A 23,096-nucleotide genomic window follows, 5' to 3' on the forward strand; every position below is an offset into this window, starting at 1 on the left:
GCGCAGCATTAAACCGTATTGGGCGGGGGCCGTCAACGGCTTTATGCGTGAAATACCTGAAAAAGCATTCGGTTGCTGACTTTTCAGGCAAGGCGCGCAAAAGTACGCCCATTTTGGTTGCGAAAGTGCCTCGTCAGCCCAGCCTTTCGCCGTTCAATCAGCCTAAAGCACCGTTTCTGCGGCACTGCGCTACCTGCAAGATATCTTCTGCCAGCCGTTTGGCGACGGATACATCCTGGAGCTGGCGTTTTACCAGCAGTTTGCTCAGGCAGCCTTCCTGAATCAGCTCCATCTGCTGCGCCACCATATCGGCGTCGTCGGCGTCCATTTGGCGCAGCAGGTCGCGGGTCAGCTCCAGCGACGTCAGCTTTTGCTGCTCCGCCAATTGGTGTATCGGGTGATCCACCTCCGGGAAGAAGCTGCAGGCAGCAATAAACAGGCAGCCGGGATAACGATCGTGCCGGACGTACTCCGCCAGAACGTCATAGCGCGCCAGCAGCTTTTGCTGCGGGCTCAGGGTTTCGTCCAACAGCAGTTGGCGGCGCCAGGTGTCAATTTGCTGGCCGTGGTAGCGCAGGCTGTCGTACAGCAGCGCCTCGCGATCCGGCCAGAAGCGTTTAAGGTCGCCCGGCTGCACGTCGAGTTTGTTTGCCAGCATTTCCAATGTGGTGGTCGCCAGGCCCTGTTGTTCCAACAGCCCCAGTGCCGTATCAAGGACGTGTTCGCGTTGCACTTGTGCTCCCTCCAAATTCGGTTCTGATCCACAGTGTCGTTTACCGCACTGTTTTCTGCAAATGCGCGCTGAACGCAGGCGCATTCATAAATCCGGTGACGCGTGCGGCCGGCACTTCCTGGCCCGCGCCGTTAAAGAACAGAATGGTCGGCAGCCCAAGGACCTTCAGGTGCTTGAGCAGCGCCGCCTGTTCGGCGTTGTTGGCGGTCACATCCGCCTGCAGCAGTACGGCATCGGCCAGCTTAGCCTGAACTGCCGCATCGCTGAAAGTATATTTTTCGAACTCCTTGCAAGCGACGCACCAGTCGGCGTACAGATCCAGCATCACCGGTTTCCCCTGTGCCTGCTGCAGCGCCAGGTTGAGTTGTTCTACGTTATTAATCCGCGCGAAGTTCAGGTGCGCCGGTACCCTCTGCTGGGCGTCATTGGTGCCGAAGGCCCAGTCTTGCAGCGGCCTTGCGGCGATCACCGCCGCTGCCAGCAATAGCAACTGCAATGCACGCGCCCAGCCGCGCGAGGTTTTCAGGCTCAGCGCGAATGCCCAACCGAAGAATGCCACCCCGAGCAGGCTCCATAACCGCAGTCCCCAGGCATCGCCGATTACCCGCTCCAACAAGAAGACCGGCAGCGCCAGGATCACAAAGCCGAAGGCTTCTTTTACATACTGCATCCACGGCCCGCTGCGCGGCAGAAGACGATTGCCGAACAGGGTGACGAACACCAGCGGAATACCCATCCCTAGCGCGTACAAGTACAGCGTGCCGCCGCCGGCCCACATATTGCCGCTCTGGGCGATGTAAAGCAGAATGGCGCTGAGCGGCGCGGTGGTGCAGGGCGAACAAATTAATCCGGCCAGTGCACCCATCAGGAACACCCCAGGCAGCGAGCCGCCCTTTTGGGTGTTGCTCCAGCCTGCCAGCCGCGTTTGCAGCGAAGAGGGCAACTGCAGCGAATACAGGCCAAACATCGACAGCGCCAGCGCGATAAACAGCACCGACAGGCCGATCAGCACGTACGGGTGCTGCAACGCCGCCTGGAACTGCAACCCGGCGGCCGCGACCACCAGACCAAGCAGGGTATAGGTTAGCGCCATGCCCTGTACGTAAACCACCGCCAGCGCCAGAATGCGTCCGCTGCTGTGTGGCTTTTCGCGGCCCAGAATGATGCCGGAAATCAATGGGTACATCGGCAGCACGCAAGGGGTGAAGGCAATGCCAATGCCAATCAACAGGGCCCAAAGTGGCGAAAACGGCAGGTTGGCTGGCGCGGGTTCCGTTGGCGCGTCAGCGGGCGGGGTTGTGGCGGCACTCACCGCATCCAGTGGGATCACACGCGTTTCAGGCGGGTAACAGAAGCCGGCTTCCGCACAGCCCTGATAGGTCACGCTCAGGCTGGCCCCTTTGGACGCCTGTTGCAGGGGAATGTTCAGAGCGAGCTGTTGCTTGAAAATAGCGACTTCACCGAAGAACTCGTCCTTGTGGCTCAGCCCTTCGGGCAGCTCAACGGTGCCTAGCGCTGCCTGCTGCGGTACCAGTTTGATTTGCTGACGATACAGGTAGTAACCGGGACGGATTTGCCAGCTCAGGGCCAACTGGCGATCTTGCTGCTTAAAATCAAAGGCGAATGCCTGATCGACGGGCACGAACTGGCTGCCGCCGCTTTGACCGAACAGCGATGCCTGAGCCGCCTGCGGCAAAAAAAACAGGCTGCAGATCAGGAAGATTAATTTAATGAGGCGTTGATCCATAACAGGTAGTCTTTATCTCCAGCCATCACCGGCAGCACCAACAGCTCGGGCGTTTGATACGGGTGATGTTGTTTCAGGGTGCTGAGCAGGGCATCTTGATGGCGGCGATCGCTTTTGAACAGCATCTGCACTTCGTACTCCTGTTCCAGTTTCCCTTCCCAGTAATAGAGCGATGTCGCGCCGGGCAGCAACGTGGCGCAGGCTGCCAGCTTTTCCCCCAAAATCCGGGCCGCCAGGTCTTGCGCGGTAGCCTCATCGGGCGCGGTACAGAGTATGACGACAGCTTCGCAATCAGACATCTTCAGCCCTCTCATCCAGATTATCAGTAGGCACTATACCCTGAAGGCGAGTTGGCTAGAAGGCGAGTTTATCGCCAGTGAGGCGAGGTTCGGGGGAGAACCGGGGCCGCAGCCCCGGTCAAAAGATTACAGCATCACGCTGCCCAGCAGGAAACCGAACAGCACCGCCAATACTACCCCGATGGTGCCGGGGATAAAGAACGGGTGGTTAAACACGAAACGCCCGATGCGCGTGGTGCCGGTATCGTCCATCTGCACCGCCGCGACCAGTGTCGGGTAGGTTGGCAGAATGAACAGGCCGGAAACGGCGGCGAAGGACGCGATGGCGGTCAGCGGCGAGACGTTCAGCGCCAGCGCCATCGGCATCAGCGCCTTGGCGGTGGCAGCCTGCGAGTACAGCAGCGCAGAACAGAAGAAGAAAATCACCGCCAGCAGCCACGGATGGGATTGAATCACAGCGCCTGCGGTCTCTTTGATCCAGTCGATGTTGGCCTGCACGAAGGTATCGCCCAACCAGGCCACGCCCAGGATACAGATACAGGCGCTCATGCCGGCTTTGAAGGTACTGGAGTTGAGCACCATATCGGTGTCGACGCGGCACAGCAGAGTGGTCAGCGTGGCGACGCTCAGCATGATGATCAAAATGGCATTGGTGGTGTTCATCAAAGGTTTTGCCACCAACCCAAGGCCCGGGCTGTTGATGATGGCGTAGGCTACCACGCAGACCACACCCAGCAGGAACAGCAGTACCGAGGCTTTGGCGCGCGGTTTGATGTCTATCGCCTTGTTGCCGCGCAGGGTAATCAGGCCTTCTTCCAGGCGTTTCAGGTAAACCGGGTCGTCAGACAGTTTGGAGTCAAACAGCCAGGACACCAGCAGCGACATCAACAGCACGGCGCAGAAGGTGGACGGCATCACCACCATCAGCATATGCAGATAGCTGACGCCATGACCTTCCATCACCGAAGACATATACACTACGGCGGCGGAAATCGGCGAGGCGGTGATGGCGATTTGCGCAGCTACTACGGCGGTAGACAGCGGTCGGCAAGGCTTGATGCCCTGTTCTTTCGCCACTTCGGCGATGACCGGCAGGGCGGAGAGGGAGATATTGCCGGTACCGGCGAAGATAGTCAGGAAATAGGTGACGATCGGCGCCAGAATCGTGATGTGTTTAGGGTTCTTGCGCAGCAGTTTTTCCGTTTGCTGCACCAGATAATCCATACCGCCGGCCACCTGCATGGCCGAGATCGCGGCAATCACCGCCATGATGATGGAAATCACGTCGAAAGGGATGCTGCCCGGCTTAACGCCAATCAACGCCAGGACCAAAACCCCCAACCCGCCTGCAAATCCGATACCGATACCGCCCAATCTGGCCCCTAAAAAAATGGCCAGCAGAACGATAACCAATTCTACGGCTAACATAGTGTCTACTCCTTAAAATAAGATTATTTGAAAATGAAAAGTTAAAAATTTGTGGGCGACAGAAAGTAAAAAGGCACGCTATCCAGAGGATTTAGCGTGCCTTTTAGGGCTACCGGGTGTATCTGTTATTGTTCATTTTCATCCGTATAGCGTTTGGCTTTATAGGCCGGGTGCATCAGGTTCTCCACGGAGAAGATGTCATCCAGCTCGGCTTCGGTCAGCAGGCCGCGTTCCAGTACCACTTCACGTACGCTTTTGCCGGTTTCGGCACAGATCTTCCCGACGATGTCACCGTTGTGGTGGCCAATGAACGGGTTCAGATAGGTGACGATACCGATAGAATTGAACACGTAGTGTTCGCAGACTTCTTTATTCGCGGTAATGCCGTTAATGCATTTTTCCAGCAGGTTATAGCAGGCGTTGGTCAGGATGTGGATTGACTCAAACATCGCCTGGCCAATCACCGGCTCCATCACGTTCAACTGCAGCTGGCCCGCTTCGGCGGCCATGGTAACGCAAGTGTCGTTGCCAATCACCTTGAAACACACTTGATTGACCACTTCAGGTATCACCGGGTTCACCTTGGCCGGCATGATGGAGGAGCCCGCCTGCAGTTCCGGCAGGTTGATTTCGTTCAGGCCGGCGCGCGGGCCAGAGGACAGCAGGCGCAGGTCGTTACAGATCTTGGACAGTTTCACCGCCAGACGTTTCAACGCGCTGTGTACCATCACGTAGGCGCCGCAGTCGGAGGTGGCTTCGATCAGGTCTTCGGCCGGTACCACCGGCAGGTTGCTGACTTCCGCCAGCTTTTGCACCGCCAACTGTGGGTAGCCTTCCGGCGTGTTCAGCGCAGTGCCAATCGCCGTGGCCCCCAGGTTCACTTCCAGCAGCAGTTCTGCCGTGCGATGCAGGTTGCGGGTTTCTTCTTTCAGCAGCACGCTGAACGCGTGGAATTCCTGACCCAGAGTCATAGGCACGGCATCCTGCAACTGCGTGCGGCCCATTTTCAGAATGGTTTCGAACTCTTTCGCCTTGCGATCAAAGCCTTCACGCAACTGGTTAATGGCGTCGATCAGTTTCTGGTTGGAGGCGTAAACCGCAATGCGGAAACCGGTGGGGTAGGCGTCGTTGGTGGATTGGCATTTATTAAGGTGATCGTTAGGGTTCAGATACTGATATTCGCCTTTCTGATGGCCCATCAGTTCCAGACCGATATTCGCCAGCACTTCGTTGGTGTTCATGTTCAGCGAGGTACCTGCGCCGCCCTGGAACACATCGACCGGGAACTGGTCCATGCATTTGCCTTTATCCAGCACTTCGTCACAGGCTTGAATGATGACATCAGCGATTTTACGCGGAATGGTTTTCAGTTCTTTATTCGCCATCGCTGCGGCTTTTTTTACCATTACCATGCCACGGACAAACTCGGGCACATCGCTGATTTTGCTGTTACTGATATAGAAGTTTTCAATCGCACGCAGGGTATGAACACCGTAATAGGCTTCTGCGGGGACTTCACGTGTTCCTAACAGGTCTTCTTCGATACGAATGTTGTTTGACATGAGAACCTTCTTTATATTGCTGCCGAATTAATTAATAGTCAGGGAATCAAATTATGTTGCCGAAGGCTTCAGGCATGAAACGATTAACCATAGCGCCCGTTGCAGCCCAGATCATATGCTGGTTAGTAATAAATGACTGAATCCAGATCACCTTCTGAGCCTTCTGGAATCACGCTTTTCCTGTTCTGTGATCTCATTCACGTTTGTTAACTTTAGCAATAAAAAAGGCCGTTGGTTGAAATGACGGCGGGATGACCCCATTGTAATGGTGTCGGCCGTTTACCGGCCCCCCTTTTCACCTTGCCGCCACCGTGCGGGAACGTGCCGTTACTTATAGGAGAACCAGGTGCGCTGGTTACCGTTACTGCTGATATTTCTGTTGGCTTACATCGAAATATCTCTATTTATCAAAGTCGCCGCCGTATTGGGCGTGGCGATAACCCTGTTGCTGGTGGTATTCACTTCCTGCGTCGGCATCTCGTTGGTGCGCAACCAGGGCATGAAAACCTTCGTGCAAATGCAACAGAAACTGGCCGCCGGAGAAAGCCCGGCTGCGGAAATGGTGAAAAGCGTTTCACTGGTACTGGCGGGCTTCCTGCTGTTGGTGCCGGGATTCTTCACCGATTTCCTTGGCCTGCTGTTGCTGCTGCCGCCGGTGCAAAAATCGCTGACGCTGAAATTGATGCCGCATCTTTCGGTCTACCGTCCCGGCGGCTGGAGCCAGGGCGGCGATGCCGCCAACGGCAACACCTTCGATGGCGAGTTTCAACGTAAGGACGACGATCGTTATACGTTGGATCATCAGCCGGACGATCATGACAAGCGCAACGATCGTTGAAAAAACGCGGCCTCGGCCGCGTTTTTCACATTTTGCTCCTCTGGATTGCCGTCAAAAGCGAAAATTTTTTTGACTGGCCCCTTGAAGGGGGATGGAATGCCCCCATTTCAAATCCCACGAGGCCGGTAACAACAATCCGGTGACAACCCTAAATCTGATAGAAACCTTCTTACAGGAGAGCGTTCAATGAGTATTCGTCCATTGCATGACCGCGTTATCGTCAAGCGCAAAGAAGTTGAATCAAAATCTGCTGGCGGCATCGTTCTGACTGGCTCTGCAGCGGGTAAATCTACTCGTGGTGAAGTTGTGGCAGTGGGTAAAGGGCGTGTTCTGGAAAGCGGCAACATCCAACCGCTGGATGTGAAAGTTGGCGATATCGTGATTTTCAACGACGGCTACGGCGTGAAAGCAGAGAAGATCGACAATGAAGAAGTGTTGATCATGTCCGAAAGCGACATTCTGGCAATTGTTGAAGCGTAATTACGCTTTATCTTCTGAACTGAACGAAACGAGTTGAAGGGAAATACCAATGGCAGCTAAAGACGTAAAATTCGGCAATGACGCTCGCGTGAAAATGCTCCGCGGCGTGAATGTTCTCGCTGATGCAGTAAAAGTGACCCTGGGCCCGAAAGGCCGTAACGTAGTGCTGGATAAATCCTTCGGCGCTCCTACCATCACTAAAGATGGCGTATCCGTTGCCCGTGAAATCGAACTGGAAGACAAGTTTGAAAACATGGGTGCGCAGATGGTGAAAGAAGTGGCCTCTAAAGCGAACGACGCTGCGGGCGACGGCACCACCACTGCAACCGTACTGGCTCAATCCATCATCACCGAAGGCCTGAAAGCAGTAGCTGCCGGCATGAACCCGATGGATCTGAAGCGCGGTATCGACAAAGCGGTTATCGCCGCTGTTGAAGAGCTTAAAAAACTGTCCGTACCTTGCTCTGACTCCAAAGCTATCGCTCAGGTAGGCACCATCTCTGCAAACTCCGACGAAACCGTGGGTAAACTGATTGCAGAAGCCATGGAGAAAGTGGGCAAAGAAGGCGTCATCACCGTTGAAGAAGGCACTGGCCTGCAAGACGAGCTGGACGTTGTTGAAGGTATGCAGTTCGACCGCGGTTACCTGTCCCCGTACTTCATCAACAAACCAGAAACCGGCTCTATCGAACTGGAAAGCCCGTTCATCCTGCTGGCTGACAAAAAAATCTCCAACATCCGTGAAATGCTGCCGGTACTGGAAGCCGTGGCGAAAGCCGGCAAACCGCTGCTGATCATCGCTGAAGATGTTGAAGGCGAAGCGCTGGCTACCCTGGTGGTCAACACCATGCGCGGCATCGTGAAAGTGGCTGCGGTTAAAGCACCTGGTTTCGGCGACCGTCGTAAAGCCATGCTGCAGGATATCGCTACCCTGACTGGCGGTACCGTTATCTCTGAAGAGATTGGTCTGGAGCTGGAAAAAGCGACTCTGGAAGACCTGGGTACGGCTAAACGCATCGTTATCAACAAAGACACCACTATCATCATCGATGGCAATGGTGAAGAACCTGCGATCCAGGGCCGCGTGTCCCAGATTCGTCAGCAGATCGAAGAAGCAACTTCTGATTACGACCGTGAAAAACTGCAAGAGCGCGTAGCTAAACTGGCTGGCGGCGTTGCGGTAATCAAAGTCGGTGCTGCTACCGAAGTTGAAATGAAAGAGAAGAAAGCTCGCGTTGAAGATGCTCTGCACGCAACCCGTGCAGCGGTAGAAGAAGGCGTAGTTGCTGGTGGTGGTGTTGCGCTGATTCGCGCTGCGTCCAAACTGAGCGATCTGCGTGGCGTGAACGAAGATCAGAACGTGGGTATCAAAGTTGCGCTGCGCGCAATGGAATCACCACTGCGTCAGATCGTTCTGAACTGCGGCGAAGAGCCATCTGTTGTTGCCAACACCGTGAAAGCGGGCGAAGGTAACTACGGTTACAACGCAGCAACTGAAGAATACGGCGACATGATCGCGATGGGTATCCTGGATCCAACCAAAGTAACCCGTTCTGCTCTGCAGTACGCGGCTTCTGTGGCTGGCCTGATGATCACCACCGAGTGCATGGTGACCGACCTGCCGAAAAGCGATGCGCCTGATTTAGGCGGCGCTGGCGGTATGGGCGGCATGGGTGGCATGGGCGGCATGATGTAATCATCCCCCACACTGTCTGTGTGCTGAGAACCCCGGTCAATTGGCCGGGGTTTTTTTATTCTGTGCTCTTTGCCGCACTGTATTTGATGATATTTTTGCAGCCCGGAGTGATTTAGCTGGTAAACTGATATTTCATCAGCTGTCGCTCAAGGCGTTGACCCGGTACCCGTGGCAACGGATGCTTAAGAGATAGCAACGCTTTCTGATAAGCTTGTGCAGAATTCTCAATATCATATGGGGAACAAGATGCGGATTAAAGCCTTACTGGGTCTTTCGGCAGCTATGCTGCTGGCAGGTTGCAGCAGCACCAACGAACTGTCCGCCGCAGGCCAGCAGGTCAAATTTACCGACACCAAACCGGCGGCTGAATGCCAGCTGGTGGGCGAAGTGACCGGCACCCAGAGCAACTGGTTGTCCGGTAACGGCGGCGAAGGCAGCTCTATGCGCGGTGCGGCAAACGACCTGCGTAACAAGGCAGCGGCAATGGGTGGCAATGTCATCTATGGCGCAACCAGCCCGACGCAGAACCTGCTTTCAAGCTTTGCCCCGCTGGACAGCAAAATGATTGGCCAGGTTTACAAGTGCCCCTAACGCAGTAACGAGCAGGGTATAACACAAAAAAGAGGCATGCCCAGGCATGCCTCTTTTTGTATCTGGAACGGGCAGTCGATCAGCTTTGCATCAGATGCAGATCGAGGGGGGTTTTGCTTGGCTTGCCGCCGACTTCACGCGTCAGACGCGGCACCATGTAGCCGGAAACTTTGCTCAGCAGCGCCTGCATGATCGCGCGCGCTTCGTCGTCGCTGACCATAAAGTGTGCCGCGCCCTGCACCTTATCCAGTACGTGGATGTAATAGGGCAGAATGCCGGCATCAAACAGCGCGTTGCTCAGTGTCGCCAGCGTGTCGGCGTTGTCATTGATACCGCGCAGCAGCACGCTTTGATTTAGCAGCGTGACACCTGCCAGACGTAGTTGCGCCATGCTGGCCTGCAGCTCGCGGTCAATTTCATTGGCGTGGTTGATGTGCGTAACCATCAGCACCTGCAGGCGCGAAGCGGACAGCCGACGGCACAGCTCCGGCGTAATGCGTGCGGGGATCACTACCGGCAGACGGGTATGGATACGCAGGCGTTTCAGGTGCGCAATGGCTTCCAACTCGCCGATTAGCCAGTCGAGTTCATGATCTTTCGCCATCAGCGGATCGCCGCCGGAGAAAATAATCTCATCCAGTTCCGGGTGTTGGCGGATATAATCCAGCGCCTGACGCCAGTTGGCCTTGTTGCCTTGGTTGTCCTGATACGGAAAATGGCGGCGGAAACAGTAGCGGCAGTTGACCGCACAGCCACCCTTGACCAGCAGCAGAGCGCGGTTACGGTATTTATGCAACAGGCCTGGCACCACGCTGCGCTGTTCGTCCAGCGGATCGGTAGTGAAGCCGGGCGCATTGATGAATTCTTCGCTAACGGTCAGGACCTGGCGCAGCAGCGGGTCATTGGCATCGCCGGGGCGCATGCGTGCCGCGAAGGCGCGAGGGACGCGCAGTGCGAACAATCGACGGGCCTCGCGGCCCTGCGGCAGGTCCGGATGCGTATTCAGTGATAAAAGCTGCAGTAATTCATCAGGATCGGTAATAACATCGGCGAGTTGATGCAACCAATCTTCTCTATATGCCGTATTTTGGGTTATAATGTGTGCCATTTTTTTGGCTAAGCTACCAGTTTAAATATTCAGAGGGGCCATCATGGCGACTTATTCTAGCAACGATTTCCGTCCGGGTCTTAAAATCATGTTCGAAGGCGAGCCTTATGCCATCGAATCCAGCGAGTTCGTTAAACCGGGCAAAGGCCAGGCGTTTGCGCGCGTTAAAATGCGCCGTCTGCTGACCGGCAGCCGCGTAGAAAAAACCTTTAAATCTACCGACTCTTGCGAAGGCGCAGACGTTGTAGATACCAACATGAACTACCTGTACAACGACGGTGAGTTCTACCACTTCATGCACCCTGAGACTTTCGAGCAACACGGGGTTGAAGAAAAAACCGTTTCTGACGCGGCAAAATGGCTGCAAGATAACGCGGAATGTATCGTTACGCTGTGGGACGGCCGCCCAATCGCCGTTCAGCCACCGAACTTTATCGAAGCAGAAATCACGGATACCGATCCTGGCCTGAAAGGCGATACTGCCGGTACCGGCGGCAAGCCTGCGACCCTGAGCACTGGCGCCGTGGTAAAAGTGCCATTGTTCGTACAGATTGGCGAAGTTGTCCGTGTTGATACTCGCTCTGGCGAATACGTTTCACGCGTAAAATAAGTTTCCAAACAAAGGAGCCCTGAGTGGCTCCTTTGCTTTATCCCTTTCCGCATATCGTTGGCAGACTCTGCATGATGAAGAAAACTCTGTTGGCCGTGATCTCCCTGTTGTTACTTGTCTCCCTTAGCGGTTGTAATACTTTCCGTGGTTTCGGTGAGGATGTTCAGCACCTCGGCGGCGCTATTTCACGGACGGCCAGCTAAAATCATTAATTTCAGTAATGTAATTGTGCAAAATAAACGCGTTTTAAACAGCAACTCTCGTTAATATTTACTAAGCTTAGAAAGCCGTACTTTTTCGTCACTGACAAATAAGGACTTTCATATGCTGAAGAAAAGTATTATCGCGATTTTCTCTTTGATGATCCTGACCTCATTGACCGCATGCAACACCACCAAAGGCGTAGGTAAAGACGTGCAGGCCGGCGGGGAAGCCATCCAGCGCAGTGCAGAATAACCTGCCTTTTTGCCTCTTGTGGTATTCCACGTAACCCTCCCACTGTGGGATACCGCTTCACCTCCGACCTTGGCAAACGCCACCTTTGTGCTGCTATCCTTCCCAGGCGCGGGTATAATTCCCGGGCATTTTCACAAGGCTAAACGGGACGACCTGTTTACGCATCAGCTTCCGGGGACGACCCCATCGTAACGGAGCCTGTTCATGGCTTGGATTATTCTGCTTATTGCCGGTTTGCTCGAGGTGGTGTGGGCTATCGGCCTGAAATATACCCACGGCTTTACCCGCCTGACACCCAGCATTATCACTGTCGCCGCCATGGTGGTCAGCATGCTGCTGTTGGCGCATGCCATGAAAACGCTGCCTGCCGGCACGGCTTATGCGGTTTGGACCGGTATCGGCGCGGTAGGGGCGGCAATTATGGGGATGGTGCTGCTCGGCGAATCGACCAATATCGCGCGTATTCTCAGCCTGTGCCTGATTGTCGTCGGCATCCTCGGGCTGAAGTTCAGCAGTCACTGAGTCGTGGCTTGTTGCACCCAGATTAGTTTATCGGTAGCAAACCCGTAACTCCTGGCGGTTTGCACCAGCCTGTCGCGCGTGGTGGCGTCCAATGTTGGCGTGCGCGACAGGATCCATAAATAATCTCGGTTAGGGCCGCAGACCAGCGCGTAGCGATATTCCGCATCCAGTTCAATCACGTTATAGCCGCCATAAAAGGGGCCGAAGAACGAAACCTTCAGAGCGGCCACCTGCGGCGAGCCTATAAAATAGGCTTTGCCTTCGCTTTCTTGCCATTGCTGTTTTTGCACATTAAAGCCGCGGTTGATCACCTTCAGGCCACCGTCAGCCCGTGGACTGTAGTTGGCGGTAACCTGTTGCAGGCCACGCTCAAAGCGGTGATCGAGACGGGCGATTTCATACCAGGTGCCCAGATAGCTTTTGCTATCGAAAGGGGTCACTACCCTGACGTCTTTGGGGGGTGTGACGCTGCAAGCGACGGAAAGAAGGGCGGAAAAAATCACGCAAAGCTTTGACCATAAACGCATTGGTTACTCCTGTATTACCGGGGTCAGATAAACAGTGTAGCCGAAAGAGAAGGTTGGCGGCCAACGTGGGCCGGCCGCCAAGGGGCTTACAGAGTGACTACCCCAATCAGCGTCACCACGCTGAGAATGGCCGCCAGGCCGTAGAACACCCATTTACCGGCCGGCACGTGAATTTTCAAATCGTGCATCGCATGGTGGATTCGGTGCAAACCGCACCACAGCGGCAGGATAATCATCAGCAGCAAGAACAGGCGGCCGATCAGGCTTTGGCAAAACGCCAGTACACGGTCATAGCCCAGCGCGTCGCCGGGGAACAGGCCCAGCGGCAGCAAAATGCCGACCAGCAGCACGATGGCGGGTGCGACAATGGCTCCCCACATGCCGCCTGCACCGAATAACCCCCAGAAAACCGGTTCGTCGGAGCGTTTAGGTGTTTGATTTATCATATTTCCTCCGGGTTACACCAAGGCTACGGCCAAAATGATCGCGCTGGCGACCAGCGTCACCGCCCACAGTGCTTTCACTATCGGCCCTGGTCCCATTTTCTCGTTGTTGACCACGATATTGGCGGCTTTCGGCGCCAGATCGAACCAGGTTTTGGTATGCAGCAGCGCCGCCAGCAGGGCGATAACGTTAATCAGCAGCACCAGCGGGTTTTGCAGAAAACCGACGAAGCCGGCCCAGCTATCCACACCGCCTTTCAGCGAAAAAATGCCGTAAATCAGTACGATGCTGAACCACACCGCCGGCACCGAGGTGCTTTCACGCAGCATATAGAAGCGGTAGAAACCGAGCTTTTGCCACCAGGTCGGCGTCATGGTGCGCACATAAGGCTTACGTTGTGTTGTCATTGCGGTTCTCTCCCTTATTGCGGCTTCAGCATGGCGATCATGAAGTCTTTGGCGCTTTCCACCTTGCCCTGCTGGATGGCAGCGGCCGGGTCGACGTGCTTTGGACACACTTCAGAGCAGTAACCGACAAAGGTACAGCTCCAGACGCCGTTCTGGCCGTTGAGTTGCGCCATGCGCTGCTTCTTGCCATGATCGCGGTTATCCAGGTTATAGCGGTGCGCCAGGGTGATCGCCGCCGGGCCGATAAATTCCGGGTTCAGACCGAACTGCGGGCAGGCGGCATAGCATAGACCGCAGTTGATGCAGCCGGAAAACTGGTGATATTTGGCCATTTGCGCCGGGGTTTGCACGTTAGGGCCATCTTCCGGCTTGCGGTTGTTGCCGATGATATAGGGCTTAATCGCCTCCAGGCTTTCGATAAAGTGGGTCATATCGACCACCAAATCGCGCTCGATCGGGAAGTTGCCCAGCGCTTCCACCTTCATGCCGCCGGTGTATTCGCGCAGGAAGGTTTTACAGGCCAGTTTCGGCACCCGGTTAACCATCATGCCGCACGAGCCGCAGATCGCCATGCGGCATGACCAGCGGTAGGAAAGGTCGGGCGCCAGGTTATCCTTGATGTAGCCCAGCGCATCGAGCAGCGAGGTTTGCTCGTCATAAGGCACTGCAAAGGTCTCGAAATGCGGCTCGGCGTCGCGTTCCGGGTTATAGCGCATGACCTCGATTTTCAGGGTGTTCATCTCAGCCATTTGCCTGCTCCTTGTCCTTTTTATCCTGCGCGTCGGCTTCAGCGCCGTACACACGTTTGGCCGGTGGCAATTTGGTGATCTTCACGTCGCTGTATTCCAGTCGCGGCGCACCATTCGGGTTATGGAACGCCAGCGTATGCTTCAGGAAGTTCACGTCGTCGCGTTCGGTACAGCCTTCGTCCAGGCGCTGGTGCGCGCCGCGCGATTCTTTACGGTTGAAGGCGGAGTGCGCCATGCATTCCGCCACGTCCAGCCCGTAGCCCAATTCGATGGTGTACAGCAGGTCGGTATTGAACACGCTGGATCTGTCGGCGATTTTGACGCGCTTGAAGCGCTCTTTCAGTTCTGCCAGTTTATCGATGGTCTTTTGCATCAACTCCGGCGTACGGTAGATGCCGCAACCTTCTTCCATCGACAGGCCCATTTCATCGCGGATTTTTGACCAGTTTTCGTTGCCTTCCTGCTTCATCAGGTTGCTCAACCGGGCTTCGACATCACGGCCCTGAGCATCCAGTGCGCTCCCATTGGCCGGGTTGCTTTCCAGCGCGCGGCGGGCGGCGTTCTCGCCGGCTACGCGGCCGAACACCACCAGTTCCGCCAGCGAGTTAGAGCCGAGGCGGTTGGCGCCGTGCAGACCGACGGAAGAGCATTCGCCGACGGCGAACAGCCCTTTAATGCGGGTTTCGCAGTTCTGATCGGTTTCAATGCCGCCCATGGTGTAGTGCGCGGTCGGGCGTACCGGGATCGGTTCTTTTACCGGATCGACGCCGACGTAGGCTTTCGCCAGTTCACAGATGAACGGCAGACGTTCCAGCAGTTTCTTTTCCCCCAGGTGGCGCAGATCCAGATAGACCACGTCGCCGCGCGGGGTGGCGATGGTGCGGCCGGCGCGCCATTCGTGCCAGAAGGCCTGAGAAACCTTGTCGCGTGGACCGAGCTCCATATATTTGTTTTTCGGTTCGCCCAGCGGTGTTTCCGGGCCCATGCCGTAATCTTGCAGGTAACGATAGCCGTCCTTGTTCACCAGAATGCCGCCTTCGCCACGGCAACCTTCGGTCATCAGGATGCCGGAGCCCGGCAGGCCGGTCGGGTGATACTGCACGAACTCCATATCGCGCAGCGGAATGCCGTGGTGGAACGCCATGCCCATGCCATCACCGGTGACGATGCCGCCGTTGGTGTTGTAGCGGTATACGCGCCCGGCGCCGCCGGTAGCCATGATCACCGCATTGGCGCGGATCTGCACGCGGGTGCCTTCCATCATGTTCATCGCCACCAGGCCACGGACCTGGCCATCATCCACCAGAATGTCCAGCACGAAGTGTTCGTCGAAACGCTGGATTTGCGGGTATTTGAGCGAGGTCTGGAACAGGGTGTGCAGCATATGGAAGCCGGTCTTGTCGGCGGCGAACCAGGTGCGTTCAATCTTCATGCCGCCAAAACGGCGTACGTTGACCGAACCGTCCGGTTTACGGCTCCACGGGCAGCCCCACTGTTCAAGCTGCGCCATTTCACGTGGGCAGTTGTGGACGAAATGATCGACCACGTCCTGCTCGCACAACCAGTCGCCACCGGCAACGGTGTCGTGGAAGTGGTAATCGAAGCTATCATGATCCTGAGTGACGGCGGCGGAGCCCCCTTCGGCGGCCACCGTATGGCTGCGCATCGGGTAGACTTTGGAAATCAGGGCGATTTTCAGTTGAGGGTTGGCTTCCGCTGCGGCTATCGCTGCACGTAAACCAGCACCCCCGGCCCCAATAATGGCAAGATCGGCGTTAAAGGTTTGCACTGCATTCCTCCAATATTCTTATTAAGAACGGCGAATTAAATATCTATGCTTAATATTTACAAAAACGCTTCGGGTACTAACTAATTGAACCGATTGATATTGCATAAAGACTGAGGATAGATATCTCCCACCAATTATGTGGAATTAACTATACCTAAAGTTAAGTAGAAGAAATTTGATGTGATCGATTGTTTTGTCTTTTAGCTGTTGGTTGGAGGAATTATTGCCTGCAAGGGATATTTAACGTTTATTCACCTTTTATTAACCTTGTGGCTACGCGTTTGTGAGGAATTACCGCCGTTAAAGGCACCCGGCTGTTAAGAATTTGTTTGCATGCCTGGATACGAGTAGACTGCATCCCCTGTTTGATTTCGGAGTAATTACCATGAGCGAAACGGCAAGCTGGCAACCAAGTGCACCCATCGCCAATTTGTTGAAACGCGCAGCGATCCTGACTGAGATCCGGCGTTTCTTCGCCGATCGTGGCGTATTGGAAGTTGAGACGCCAACCATGAGCCAGGCGACGGTTACCGATATCCACCTGTTCCCGTTCCAGACGCGTTTTGTCGGCCCGGGTGCGGCGGATGGCCTGACGCTGTACATGATGACCAGCCCGGAATATCACATGAAGCGCCTGCTGGCGGCGGGTAGCGGCCCGATCTATCAGATGGGGCGCAGTTTTCGTAATGAAGAGGCCGGTCGCCATCACAACCCGGAATTCACCATGCTGGAGTGGTACCGTCCACATTACGACATGTACCGGCTGATGAATGAGGTGGATGATTTGCTCCAGCAGGTGCTGGATTGCGGCAGCGCGGAAACCTTGTCCTATCAGCAGGCTTTCCTGCGCCATCTGGATATCGATCCGCTGTCGGCAGAGAAAGCGCAACTGCGTGAAGCGGCGGCCAAGCTCGATCTGAGCAACATTGCCGATACGGAAGAAGACCGCGATACGCTGCTGCAATTGTTGTTCACCGTCGGCGTGGAGCCCTACATCGGGCGTGACAAGCCGGCGTTCGTTTATCACTTCCCGGCCAGCCAGGCGTCATTGGCGGAGATCAGCACCGAAGATCACCGCGTGGCGGAGCGTTTTGAGGTGTATTTCAAGGGGATCGAACTGGCGAATGGCTTCCGCGAGCTGACCGACAGCCGCGAACAGCGCCAGCGTTTTGATCAGGATAACCGCAAACGTGCGGAACGCGGTCTGCCGCAGCACCCGATCGATAACAATCTGCTGGACGCTTTGCAGCACGGTATGCCGGAATCTTCCGGCGTGGCCTTAGGGGTTGATCGGCTGGTCATGTTGGCGCTGGGTGCCGAGAGCCTGAGCGAAGTGCTTGCCTTCCCGGTCGGGCGCGCGTAACCGTATATCCGTCGTCTTTCAAGCCGCAGCGCTGTTACCTGCACTCGCTCACCCCCAGTTACTTACTTAAGTAAGCGCCTGGGGATGAGCGAGCTGGGCGCCTAGCTGCAACTTGAAAGCCATAGGATATATTGTGGTGATAAAAGGGTTCGGTGTTGCATTGCACGCCGAACCCTTTTTGCATTATGCGCTTACAAGCCGCCCGATTCGCGCTTGGTATTTGGCGGCGGCGTTGACGGTGGGGTGCGGCCATTGCTGGTCAGGCGCGACAGCGTTTCGCTGCGAACCTGGAACGGCGGGTACGGCAGGGTAATGCCGTGTTCGCGGTAACCTGCCAGGATCAATTGGTGGATCTCGTGGCGCAACGGCATGCGATGGCCCATCTCGGCCGCGTAAATACGCATTTCGAAGATCTGAATACCCTGTTGCAGGTCGACCAGATAAACCTCCGGCGCCGGGTTGTCCAGCACCAACGAGCAGCGTTCGGCGGCGTTGAGAAGGATCTTGGTCACCTCTTCGCTGTTGGCCTCGCCCGGGGCAGGTACGGTCAGCACCACACGGGTCAGGTTATCCGACAGCGACCAGTTGACGAACTGCTCGGTGATGAACGCCTTGTTCGGCACGATGATCTCTTTGCGATCCCAGTCCGAAATGGTGGTGGCGCGAGTGTTGATCTTGGTGACGGTGCCGGTCAGGTTTCTGATCGTCACGGTATCGCCGATGCGGATCGGTTTCTCGAACAAAATGATCAGGCCGGAGATGAAGTTGGAGAAAATCTCCTGCATACCGAAGCCCAACCCGACGCTGAGCGCGGTCACGACCCACTGCAGCTTCGACCATTCGATACCGATCCAGGAAAAACTGAGGATGGCGCCGAACAGCAACAACAGATACTTGGTAATGGTGGTGATGGCGTAGCCGGTGCCTGGCGTCAGATCCAGATGCTGCAACACCGCCAGCTCCAGCAGCGCCGGCAGGTTACGTACCAGTTGCATGGTGACGATCAGCACCAGTATGGCTATCAACACTGCGCCGAGCGTGATCGGATGCGCCGTTTCCACCCCGTTGACCGTCGAGGTCACGTCCCACAGGGAGATGTTTTCCAGGAAGGCGAAGGCGGAGTGGATCTCTGACCACAGCACAATCACCGACACCAGCGCGATCATCGTCAGAATCGAACGTACCAACCGCAGCGACTGGGCGCTGATGGTATCCAGATCGATCTCCGAATCATCCACATCCATCGATCCTTCGGTGCTGTTTGGCGTGTGCGTCGTTTCCTCCTCGCCGCGTGCGCGCTGGGCCAGGATGTCGGCACGGCGCTGTTTGGCGCGGTCAAAGGCGATGCGTCGCCGTTGGATTAACATCCAGCGGCGAATAATGTGGTAAATCACCAGCAGGAAGAACCAGATCGCCACCGAAGTTTCCAACCGCGCCAGCAGCGCCTGTGAGGTGGTCAGGTAACCGACGGCGGAGGCCAGTGCGGCCAATAGCGGCGCTGAAAGCAGCAAACCCCACAGCGCGGTGTTGACCATGTTCTCGCCGGAGCCTTTCTTGTCCAGATACAGCGGAATGCCGGCGCGTTTGAGGCTCTTGGTGACGATGGCCAGCGCCAAACACAGCAAGATAAAGCACAGCCGCCCCAGGGTATTGGCAAACTCGCGCTCTTTCAGGCTGTCGAAGGTGATCAATGCCATGATCAACGGCACGATCAGCCAGATCGACATCTTGTAGTACCGCATGGCGCGCGAAACCTGTTTCACCGGCCAGCGGAAGTGCACGATAAACAGCCCTTGCGGATGGGCGAAGGCGGCGCAGATCATGCAGATCCACAAGATCGGCAGCGTTGCGGTGACCCCCTTGCCAATCGCCTCCGCCACGGGGTAGTTCCAGGCGCTCTGCAGGCCAAAACCGAGCGCGGCCCACAATACCGGCAGCGGTAATGCCACCAGAATCGACCAGAACACGGTGCGCATTGTCAGGAAGAATTCGTCCTGCGTTACCTTGCCGACCCGGCTGTTGGCGCGTTCCAGGAAGGCGTGATAGTGCTTGCGTGAGCTGATGCTGAAAATCACCAGTAGCAGGGCGCCGAAAATCGGGATCAACGTTTCTTTGCTGGTCACCATCATCATGAAGGCACCGCCCAGCTGTGCCAGCGTATCCAGCGACAGCAGACGTGTCAGATCGTGCGCCACGTTAATCGGATAAGACAGGGTGATCGGGTTGACGTCCGGAACCCAGAACAGATAACGGTGGGTGGCGTCTTTGATCTCGTTCAACGCCTCAATCAGCTGGGTGTTGGCCACTTTCAGCTTGGTCAGCTCGAGGATCTGGGTATCGCAGCCGGAAAGCAGCGAATTCAGCAGCTCACGCTGGGTGCGCAGCTGTGCCTCAACGATACGCCGTTCCGCGCTGGTCAGTTCGCTGCCGTCGTCACGTTTAAACTCGCGCTGCGACAGTTTCTCCAACTGGCTTTCAAACTGCAGGCGCTGTACACGCAGCTGGGCCATATCGCCATCCAGCTGCTGCGGCTTTGGCATTTCCGGCAGCGTCGCCACCTGGGCGCGCAGGGTTTCCCCCAACGCCGACGACGAACCGAGCCACTGCGCTTGTTCGATAATGGTGCTCAGCGCCTGACGTACCTGCAGCGTTTGCGCGGCGGCCTGGCGCTGCTGCGATGAGATCAGATCCATACGCTGCGCCTGATTGTTCAGGGCAGCGGAGAGTTCACGGTTGATCTGCAATTGTTGGCTGATGCTTTTCGGCAGGTCGCCGTTTTGTTCGGCCAGTTGCTCGGTTTTTTCGAGCGCCAGTTCGGCTTCGCGCTGGCGCTGGGCGTTAAGGTTGTTGCGCAGGGCCTGCAACTGAACGTCGATCTTCTCGTGGCGCTTTTTGTATACCTCGGCGCGCATCCGCGCCAACTCCTGGCGGTTGTTGGCCGACAGTTGCGCCAATTCCAACTCATCTACCTTGGCTTTGCGCGCCGCGGCTTCTGCCTGCAACAGCGCCAGAGCCGCCTGGGCATGCGGGGTCGTAGGGTTGGCGGGTTGGGCTTGCAGACGACGCTGTACTTCGGTGAGCGAGCGGCGGGCGTCGGTCTGCTGCTGCGGCAACTGGCCGAGCGAATCGCTGATCTCCCGCGTGCGCTCCTGTTCTTGTTGCAGCAGACGCGCCTGTTCCAGCAACAGGCTGCTGGTTTGCAGGATCTGTTGTTCCAGATCGCTGGCGGGCAGGTTGTCGCCATTTGGCAGGATTTTGTTGTCTTCCAGCGTCAGTTGACGGCGCAGTTCCTGCGTCATCTTCGGGAAATCATCGATCACCCGCTGATACTGTTCGGAGCGCGTCATCGACTCCTGGCGCTCCGACAGCCAGTTGAGGGCGCTCTGCAGCGCCTCGGTGGTTTCCGCCTGATTAGGCGCGTTTTTGTTGCTCTCTGCCTGCTTCAGCTCCTGTTTGAGCTGAGTCTCTGTGGGCACCGCAGCGGCCAGCACCGGTTGAGACAGTAAACAACCGAGCAATAGCGTGATAATCAGGCGCACGGCGTCAATTCCTTTAGATCTGCGGTGTTTCAGTGGCAGTTGGCGCAGCCGGGATTTCGGCGAAGGCTTCACCCATGCGGGTGACGGTACCGTTATTCAGCTGTGGAGCGAACTGCACGCTGCCTGGGGTAAACAGGTTGATGACCGTGGAACCGAGCTTGAAGCGGCCCATTTCAGCGCCTTTTTCCAGTGCGATTGCGCCTTCAGCGCCTTCTGCCGGATAGGTCCAGCGTTTGATGATGCCTTCTCGCGGCGGCGTTACGGTGCCGGCCCAAACGGTTTCAATGCTGCCGACAATGGTGGCGCCCACCAGGATCTGCACCATTGGCCCAATGGCGGTATCAAATACGCAGATCACGCGTTCATTGCGCGCGAACAGATTCGGCACGTTGGCGGCGGTCAGCGGGTTCACGGAGAACAGATCGCCCGGCACGTAAATCATTTCACGCAGCACGCCGGCGCACGGCATGTGGACGCGGTGATAATCACGTGGTGCCAGGTAAGTGGTGGCGAACAGACCGTTACGGAAGGGTTCCGCCAGCATGTAGTTGCCGGCCAGCAGCGCTTCCAGGCTGTAATGATGGCCCTTGGCCTGGAAGATCTGGTCTTCGCGGATCGGGCCGAGCTGGCTGATAGCGCCGTCGGCAGGCAGCGCCAACCAATTGGCTTCGCCGATGATGGGACGTGCGCCGTCACGCAACGGGCGAACGAAGAATTCGTTAAAGGTGGCATAGGAGGACAACTCTGGCTGTTGCGCTTCCTGCATATTCACGCGGTAGTAGCGGGCGAACCCCTTCAGGACAAGCTGGGTGAGCCAACCGGCCTGTTTGTCTGCGCCCCAGCCGGCCAGACGAGTCAGCGCCAGCTTCGGCAACCAATACTGCAATTTAATTTTGATGCTATCCAGCACGTTAACCTCTTGAATCAGGGTAAAGGGCGCGCATTGTAACGGTGGCGCCGCCACTGTCAACGCCCGCCCGCAACGATCAGTCTGCGGCGTCCGTGAGGTTTTTGCGAACCTTCACTTGCGCCATGCTTTCCAGAATGCGGTGGTAGTTGTCGAAACGCTCTTTTGCGATATCGCCTTTTTCCACCGCCGCGCGGATGGCGCAGCCTGGGTCGGTGTCGTGGCGGCAGTCGCGGAATTTACAACCGCCTAAATAGTCACGGAATTCGACATAGGCTTGGGTGATTTGTTCCGGATCCAGATGCCACAGGCCAAATTCACGGACTCCCGGCGAGTCGATCACATCGCCGCCGTGCTGGAAGTGGTACAGCCGCGCGGCGGTGGTGGTATGTTGCCCCAGGCCGGAGACATCGGAAACCTGATTTACCAGAATTTGCTTATCGCTTGGCGGCAGCAAGGCATTCAGCAGGCTGGATTTGCCCACACCGGACTGGCCGGCGAAGATACTGATACGATCGGCCAACGCCTGTTCAAACGCTTCCATGCCTTCGCGCGTCTGGCTGGAGACTTCCAGCACCCGGTAACCGATATGGCGGTAAATCGCCATCATGCCGTCGACCACCTTGCGTGCCGGCGGATCCAGCAGATCGATTTTATTCAGAACGATCAGCGGTTCGACCTCGAGCGTTTCACACGCCACCAGGTAGCGATCGATCATATTCAGCGAAAGCTCCGGCAGGATCGCCGAAACGATAACGATCTGATTGATATTGGCGGCGATCGGCTTCACGCCGTCGTAGAAATCGGGGCGGTTCAGCACCGAGGTACGTTCATGCACCGCCTCGACGATGCCCTTGACCCCTTCATGGGCCCCCACGCCGGGACGCCACACTACGCGATCGCCGGTTACCAGCGAACGTAACGTGCGGCGAATGTTGCAGCGATGCTGGGTGCCATCCGCGGCTTCAACATCGGCGTGCATGCCGAAACGGCTGATAACGATGCCGTCTTGCGGCTCGCCCAGTTGGGAATCATCCAGTTCCGGTTTGTTATCAGTGCGCTTCAGGCGACGCTGATGGTTCGCCTGTACGCGGCGTTGTTGACCTTTGGACAGTTTGTTCTTAGTCACTGCGCCTCACTTGAATCGGCTTTTATCGCTCGTGGCGACCAAAAAGGCTATGATACACGCTATTTTATATTAAATAACCGTTGTTAGCCGCTACGCACCGCGTATCGCCGCCGGCAAACAGCCAGCGCCGGTCGCCGCCTTGCCCACGCTTTGTTTATCTTTCGGCTTTTAC

General features: G+C 56.4%; 23 protein-coding genes. 9 read left to right on the forward strand and 14 right to left on the reverse strand.

Annotated elements, in window-relative coordinates:
• Positions 1-157: 157 nt before the first annotated feature.
• The 5 genes from dicD to aspA all read right to left on the reverse strand — a co-directional run bounded on the left by dicD (position 158) and on the right by aspA (position 5,769).
• Positions 158-733 (reverse strand): division control transcriptional repressor DicD, encoded by a 576-nt coding sequence (gene dicD, locus SPL01S_RS21465; RefSeq protein ID WP_006323175.1) that lies wholly within the window; start codon positions 731-733, stop codon positions 158-160.
• A gap of 40 nt (positions 734-773) precedes the next feature.
• Positions 774-2,480, reverse strand: a complete 1,707-nt coding sequence (locus SPL01S_RS21470; RefSeq protein ID WP_063202764.1) for a protein-disulfide reductase DsbD — start codon at positions 2,478-2,480, stop codon at positions 774-776.
• Positions 2,456-2,779, reverse strand: coding sequence for a divalent cation tolerance protein CutA (cutA, locus tag SPL01S_RS21475; protein WP_013811220.1), 324 nt, complete (start codon positions 2,777-2,779; stop codon positions 2,456-2,458). Before cutA ends, SPL01S_RS21470 begins: the two co-directional genes overlap by 25 nt.
• A 126-nt stretch (positions 2,780-2,905) precedes the next feature.
• A complete protein-coding gene (locus tag SPL01S_RS21480) occupies positions 2,906-4,207 on the reverse strand; it encodes an anaerobic C4-dicarboxylate transporter (RefSeq protein ID WP_004952626.1) in 1,302 nt (433 codons plus the stop codon).
• Between the two features lie 125 nt (positions 4,208-4,332).
• Entirely contained in the window at positions 4,333-5,769 is a 1,437-nt protein-coding gene (gene aspA, locus SPL01S_RS21485; protein WP_062869270.1) for an aspartate ammonia-lyase, read from the reverse strand.
• Between the two features lie 346 nt (positions 5,770-6,115).
• Here aspA and SPL01S_RS21490 point away from each other — a divergent pair, with 346 nt between their 5' ends.
• The 4 genes from SPL01S_RS21490 (at position 6,116) to SPL01S_RS21505 (ending at position 9,374) form a co-directional block, all read left to right on the forward strand.
• Positions 6,116-6,607 (forward strand): FxsA family protein, encoded by a 492-nt coding sequence (locus SPL01S_RS21490; RefSeq protein WP_062869271.1) that lies wholly within the window; start codon positions 6,116-6,118, stop codon positions 6,605-6,607.
• A gap of 186 nt (positions 6,608-6,793) precedes the next feature.
• Positions 6,794-7,087 (forward strand): co-chaperone GroES, encoded by a 294-nt coding sequence (locus tag SPL01S_RS21495; protein ID WP_004952634.1) that lies wholly within the window; start codon positions 6,794-6,796, stop codon positions 7,085-7,087.
• A gap of 49 nt (positions 7,088-7,136) precedes the next feature.
• Positions 7,137-8,783, forward strand: a complete 1,647-nt coding sequence (gene groL, locus SPL01S_RS21500; RefSeq protein WP_004952637.1) for a chaperonin GroEL — start codon at positions 7,137-7,139, stop codon at positions 8,781-8,783.
• Between the two features lie 246 nt (positions 8,784-9,029).
• A complete protein-coding gene (locus tag SPL01S_RS21505; protein ID WP_006322050.1) occupies positions 9,030-9,374 on the forward strand; it encodes a DUF4156 domain-containing protein in 345 nt (114 codons plus the stop codon).
• Between the two features lie 79 nt (positions 9,375-9,453).
• Here the strand turns inward: SPL01S_RS21505 and epmB are convergent, their stop codons facing one another.
• Positions 9,454-10,482 (reverse strand): EF-P beta-lysylation protein EpmB, encoded by a 1,029-nt coding sequence (epmB, locus tag SPL01S_RS21510; protein ID WP_063202766.1) that lies wholly within the window; start codon positions 10,480-10,482, stop codon positions 9,454-9,456.
• A 43-nt stretch (positions 10,483-10,525) separates the two neighbouring features.
• Between epmB and efp the strand changes: the two genes are divergently transcribed.
• The 4 genes from efp to sugE all read left to right on the forward strand — a co-directional run bounded on the left by efp (position 10,526) and on the right by sugE (position 12,070).
• Positions 10,526-11,092, forward strand: a complete 567-nt coding sequence (efp, locus tag SPL01S_RS21515) for an elongation factor P (protein ID WP_004952647.1) — start codon at positions 10,526-10,528, stop codon at positions 11,090-11,092.
• 71 nt (positions 11,093-11,163) lie between these two features.
• The gene (locus SPL01S_RS24885) at positions 11,164-11,295 is read left to right on the forward strand and encodes an entericidin A/B family lipoprotein (protein ID WP_006323186.1); all 132 of its coding nucleotides are present in this window, start codon (positions 11,164-11,166) and stop codon (positions 11,293-11,295) included.
• Positions 11,296-11,416: 121 nt separating this feature from the next.
• Entirely contained in the window at positions 11,417-11,548 is a 132-nt protein-coding gene (locus SPL01S_RS21520) for an entericidin A/B family lipoprotein (protein WP_006323187.1), read from the forward strand.
• Between the two features lie 204 nt (positions 11,549-11,752).
• Positions 11,753-12,070 carry a quaternary ammonium compound efflux SMR transporter SugE gene (sugE, locus tag SPL01S_RS21525; RefSeq protein ID WP_006323188.1) on the forward strand — a complete coding sequence of 106 codons (318 nt, stop codon included), beginning with the start codon at positions 11,753-11,755 and terminating at the stop codon, positions 12,068-12,070.
• Here the strand turns inward: sugE and blc are convergent.
• From blc to frdA, 5 genes are all read right to left on the reverse strand, one after another.
• Positions 12,064-12,597, reverse strand: coding sequence for an outer membrane lipoprotein Blc (gene blc, locus SPL01S_RS21530; protein WP_063202768.1), 534 nt, complete (start codon positions 12,595-12,597; stop codon positions 12,064-12,066). The genes sugE and blc overlap by 7 nt on opposite strands.
• An 86-nt stretch (positions 12,598-12,683) precedes the next feature.
• Positions 12,684-13,043 (reverse strand): fumarate reductase subunit FrdD, encoded by a 360-nt coding sequence (gene frdD, locus SPL01S_RS21535; RefSeq protein ID WP_004952659.1) that lies wholly within the window; start codon positions 13,041-13,043, stop codon positions 12,684-12,686.
• Positions 13,044-13,055: 12 nt separating this feature from the next.
• On the reverse strand, positions 13,056-13,448 hold the full coding sequence (frdC, locus tag SPL01S_RS21540; protein ID WP_063202770.1) for a fumarate reductase subunit FrdC: 393 nt from the start codon (positions 13,446-13,448) through the stop codon (positions 13,056-13,058).
• Between the two features lie 14 nt (positions 13,449-13,462).
• Entirely contained in the window at positions 13,463-14,197 is a 735-nt protein-coding gene (locus SPL01S_RS21545) for a succinate dehydrogenase/fumarate reductase iron-sulfur subunit (RefSeq protein ID WP_006323190.1), read from the reverse strand.
• Positions 14,190-15,986 carry a fumarate reductase (quinol) flavoprotein subunit gene (gene frdA / locus SPL01S_RS21550; RefSeq protein WP_063202772.1) on the reverse strand — a complete coding sequence of 599 codons (1,797 nt, stop codon included), beginning with the start codon at positions 15,984-15,986 and terminating at the stop codon, positions 14,190-14,192. Before frdA ends, SPL01S_RS21545 begins: the two co-directional genes overlap by 8 nt.
• 385 nt (positions 15,987-16,371) lie before the next feature.
• Between frdA and epmA the strand changes: the two genes are divergently transcribed.
• A complete protein-coding gene (epmA, locus tag SPL01S_RS21555) occupies positions 16,372-17,349 on the forward strand; it encodes an elongation factor P--(R)-beta-lysine ligase (RefSeq protein WP_006323202.1) in 978 nt (325 codons plus the stop codon).
• 191 nt (positions 17,350-17,540) lie between these two features.
• On the opposite strand, the gene mscM is transcribed toward epmA, so the two are convergent.
• From mscM to rsgA, 3 genes are all read right to left on the reverse strand, one after another.
• Entirely contained in the window at positions 17,541-20,888 is a 3,348-nt protein-coding gene (gene mscM, locus SPL01S_RS21560; protein ID WP_006323215.1) for a miniconductance mechanosensitive channel MscM, read from the reverse strand.
• Between the two features lie 13 nt (positions 20,889-20,901).
• On the reverse strand, positions 20,902-21,798 hold the full coding sequence (gene asd / locus SPL01S_RS21565) for an archaetidylserine decarboxylase (protein WP_006323217.1): 897 nt from the start codon (positions 21,796-21,798) through the stop codon (positions 20,902-20,904).
• Between the two features lie 76 nt (positions 21,799-21,874).
• Complete coding sequence (rsgA, locus tag SPL01S_RS21570) at positions 21,875-22,924, reverse strand: small ribosomal subunit biogenesis GTPase RsgA (RefSeq protein ID WP_004952676.1); 1,050 nt, start codon at positions 22,922-22,924, stop codon at positions 21,875-21,877.
• Positions 22,925-23,096: the final 172 nt, after the last annotated feature.

The organism is Serratia plymuthica NBRC 102599, from assembly GCF_001590925.1.
GTDB lineage: Bacteria > Pseudomonadota > Gammaproteobacteria > Enterobacterales > Enterobacteriaceae > Serratia > Serratia plymuthica.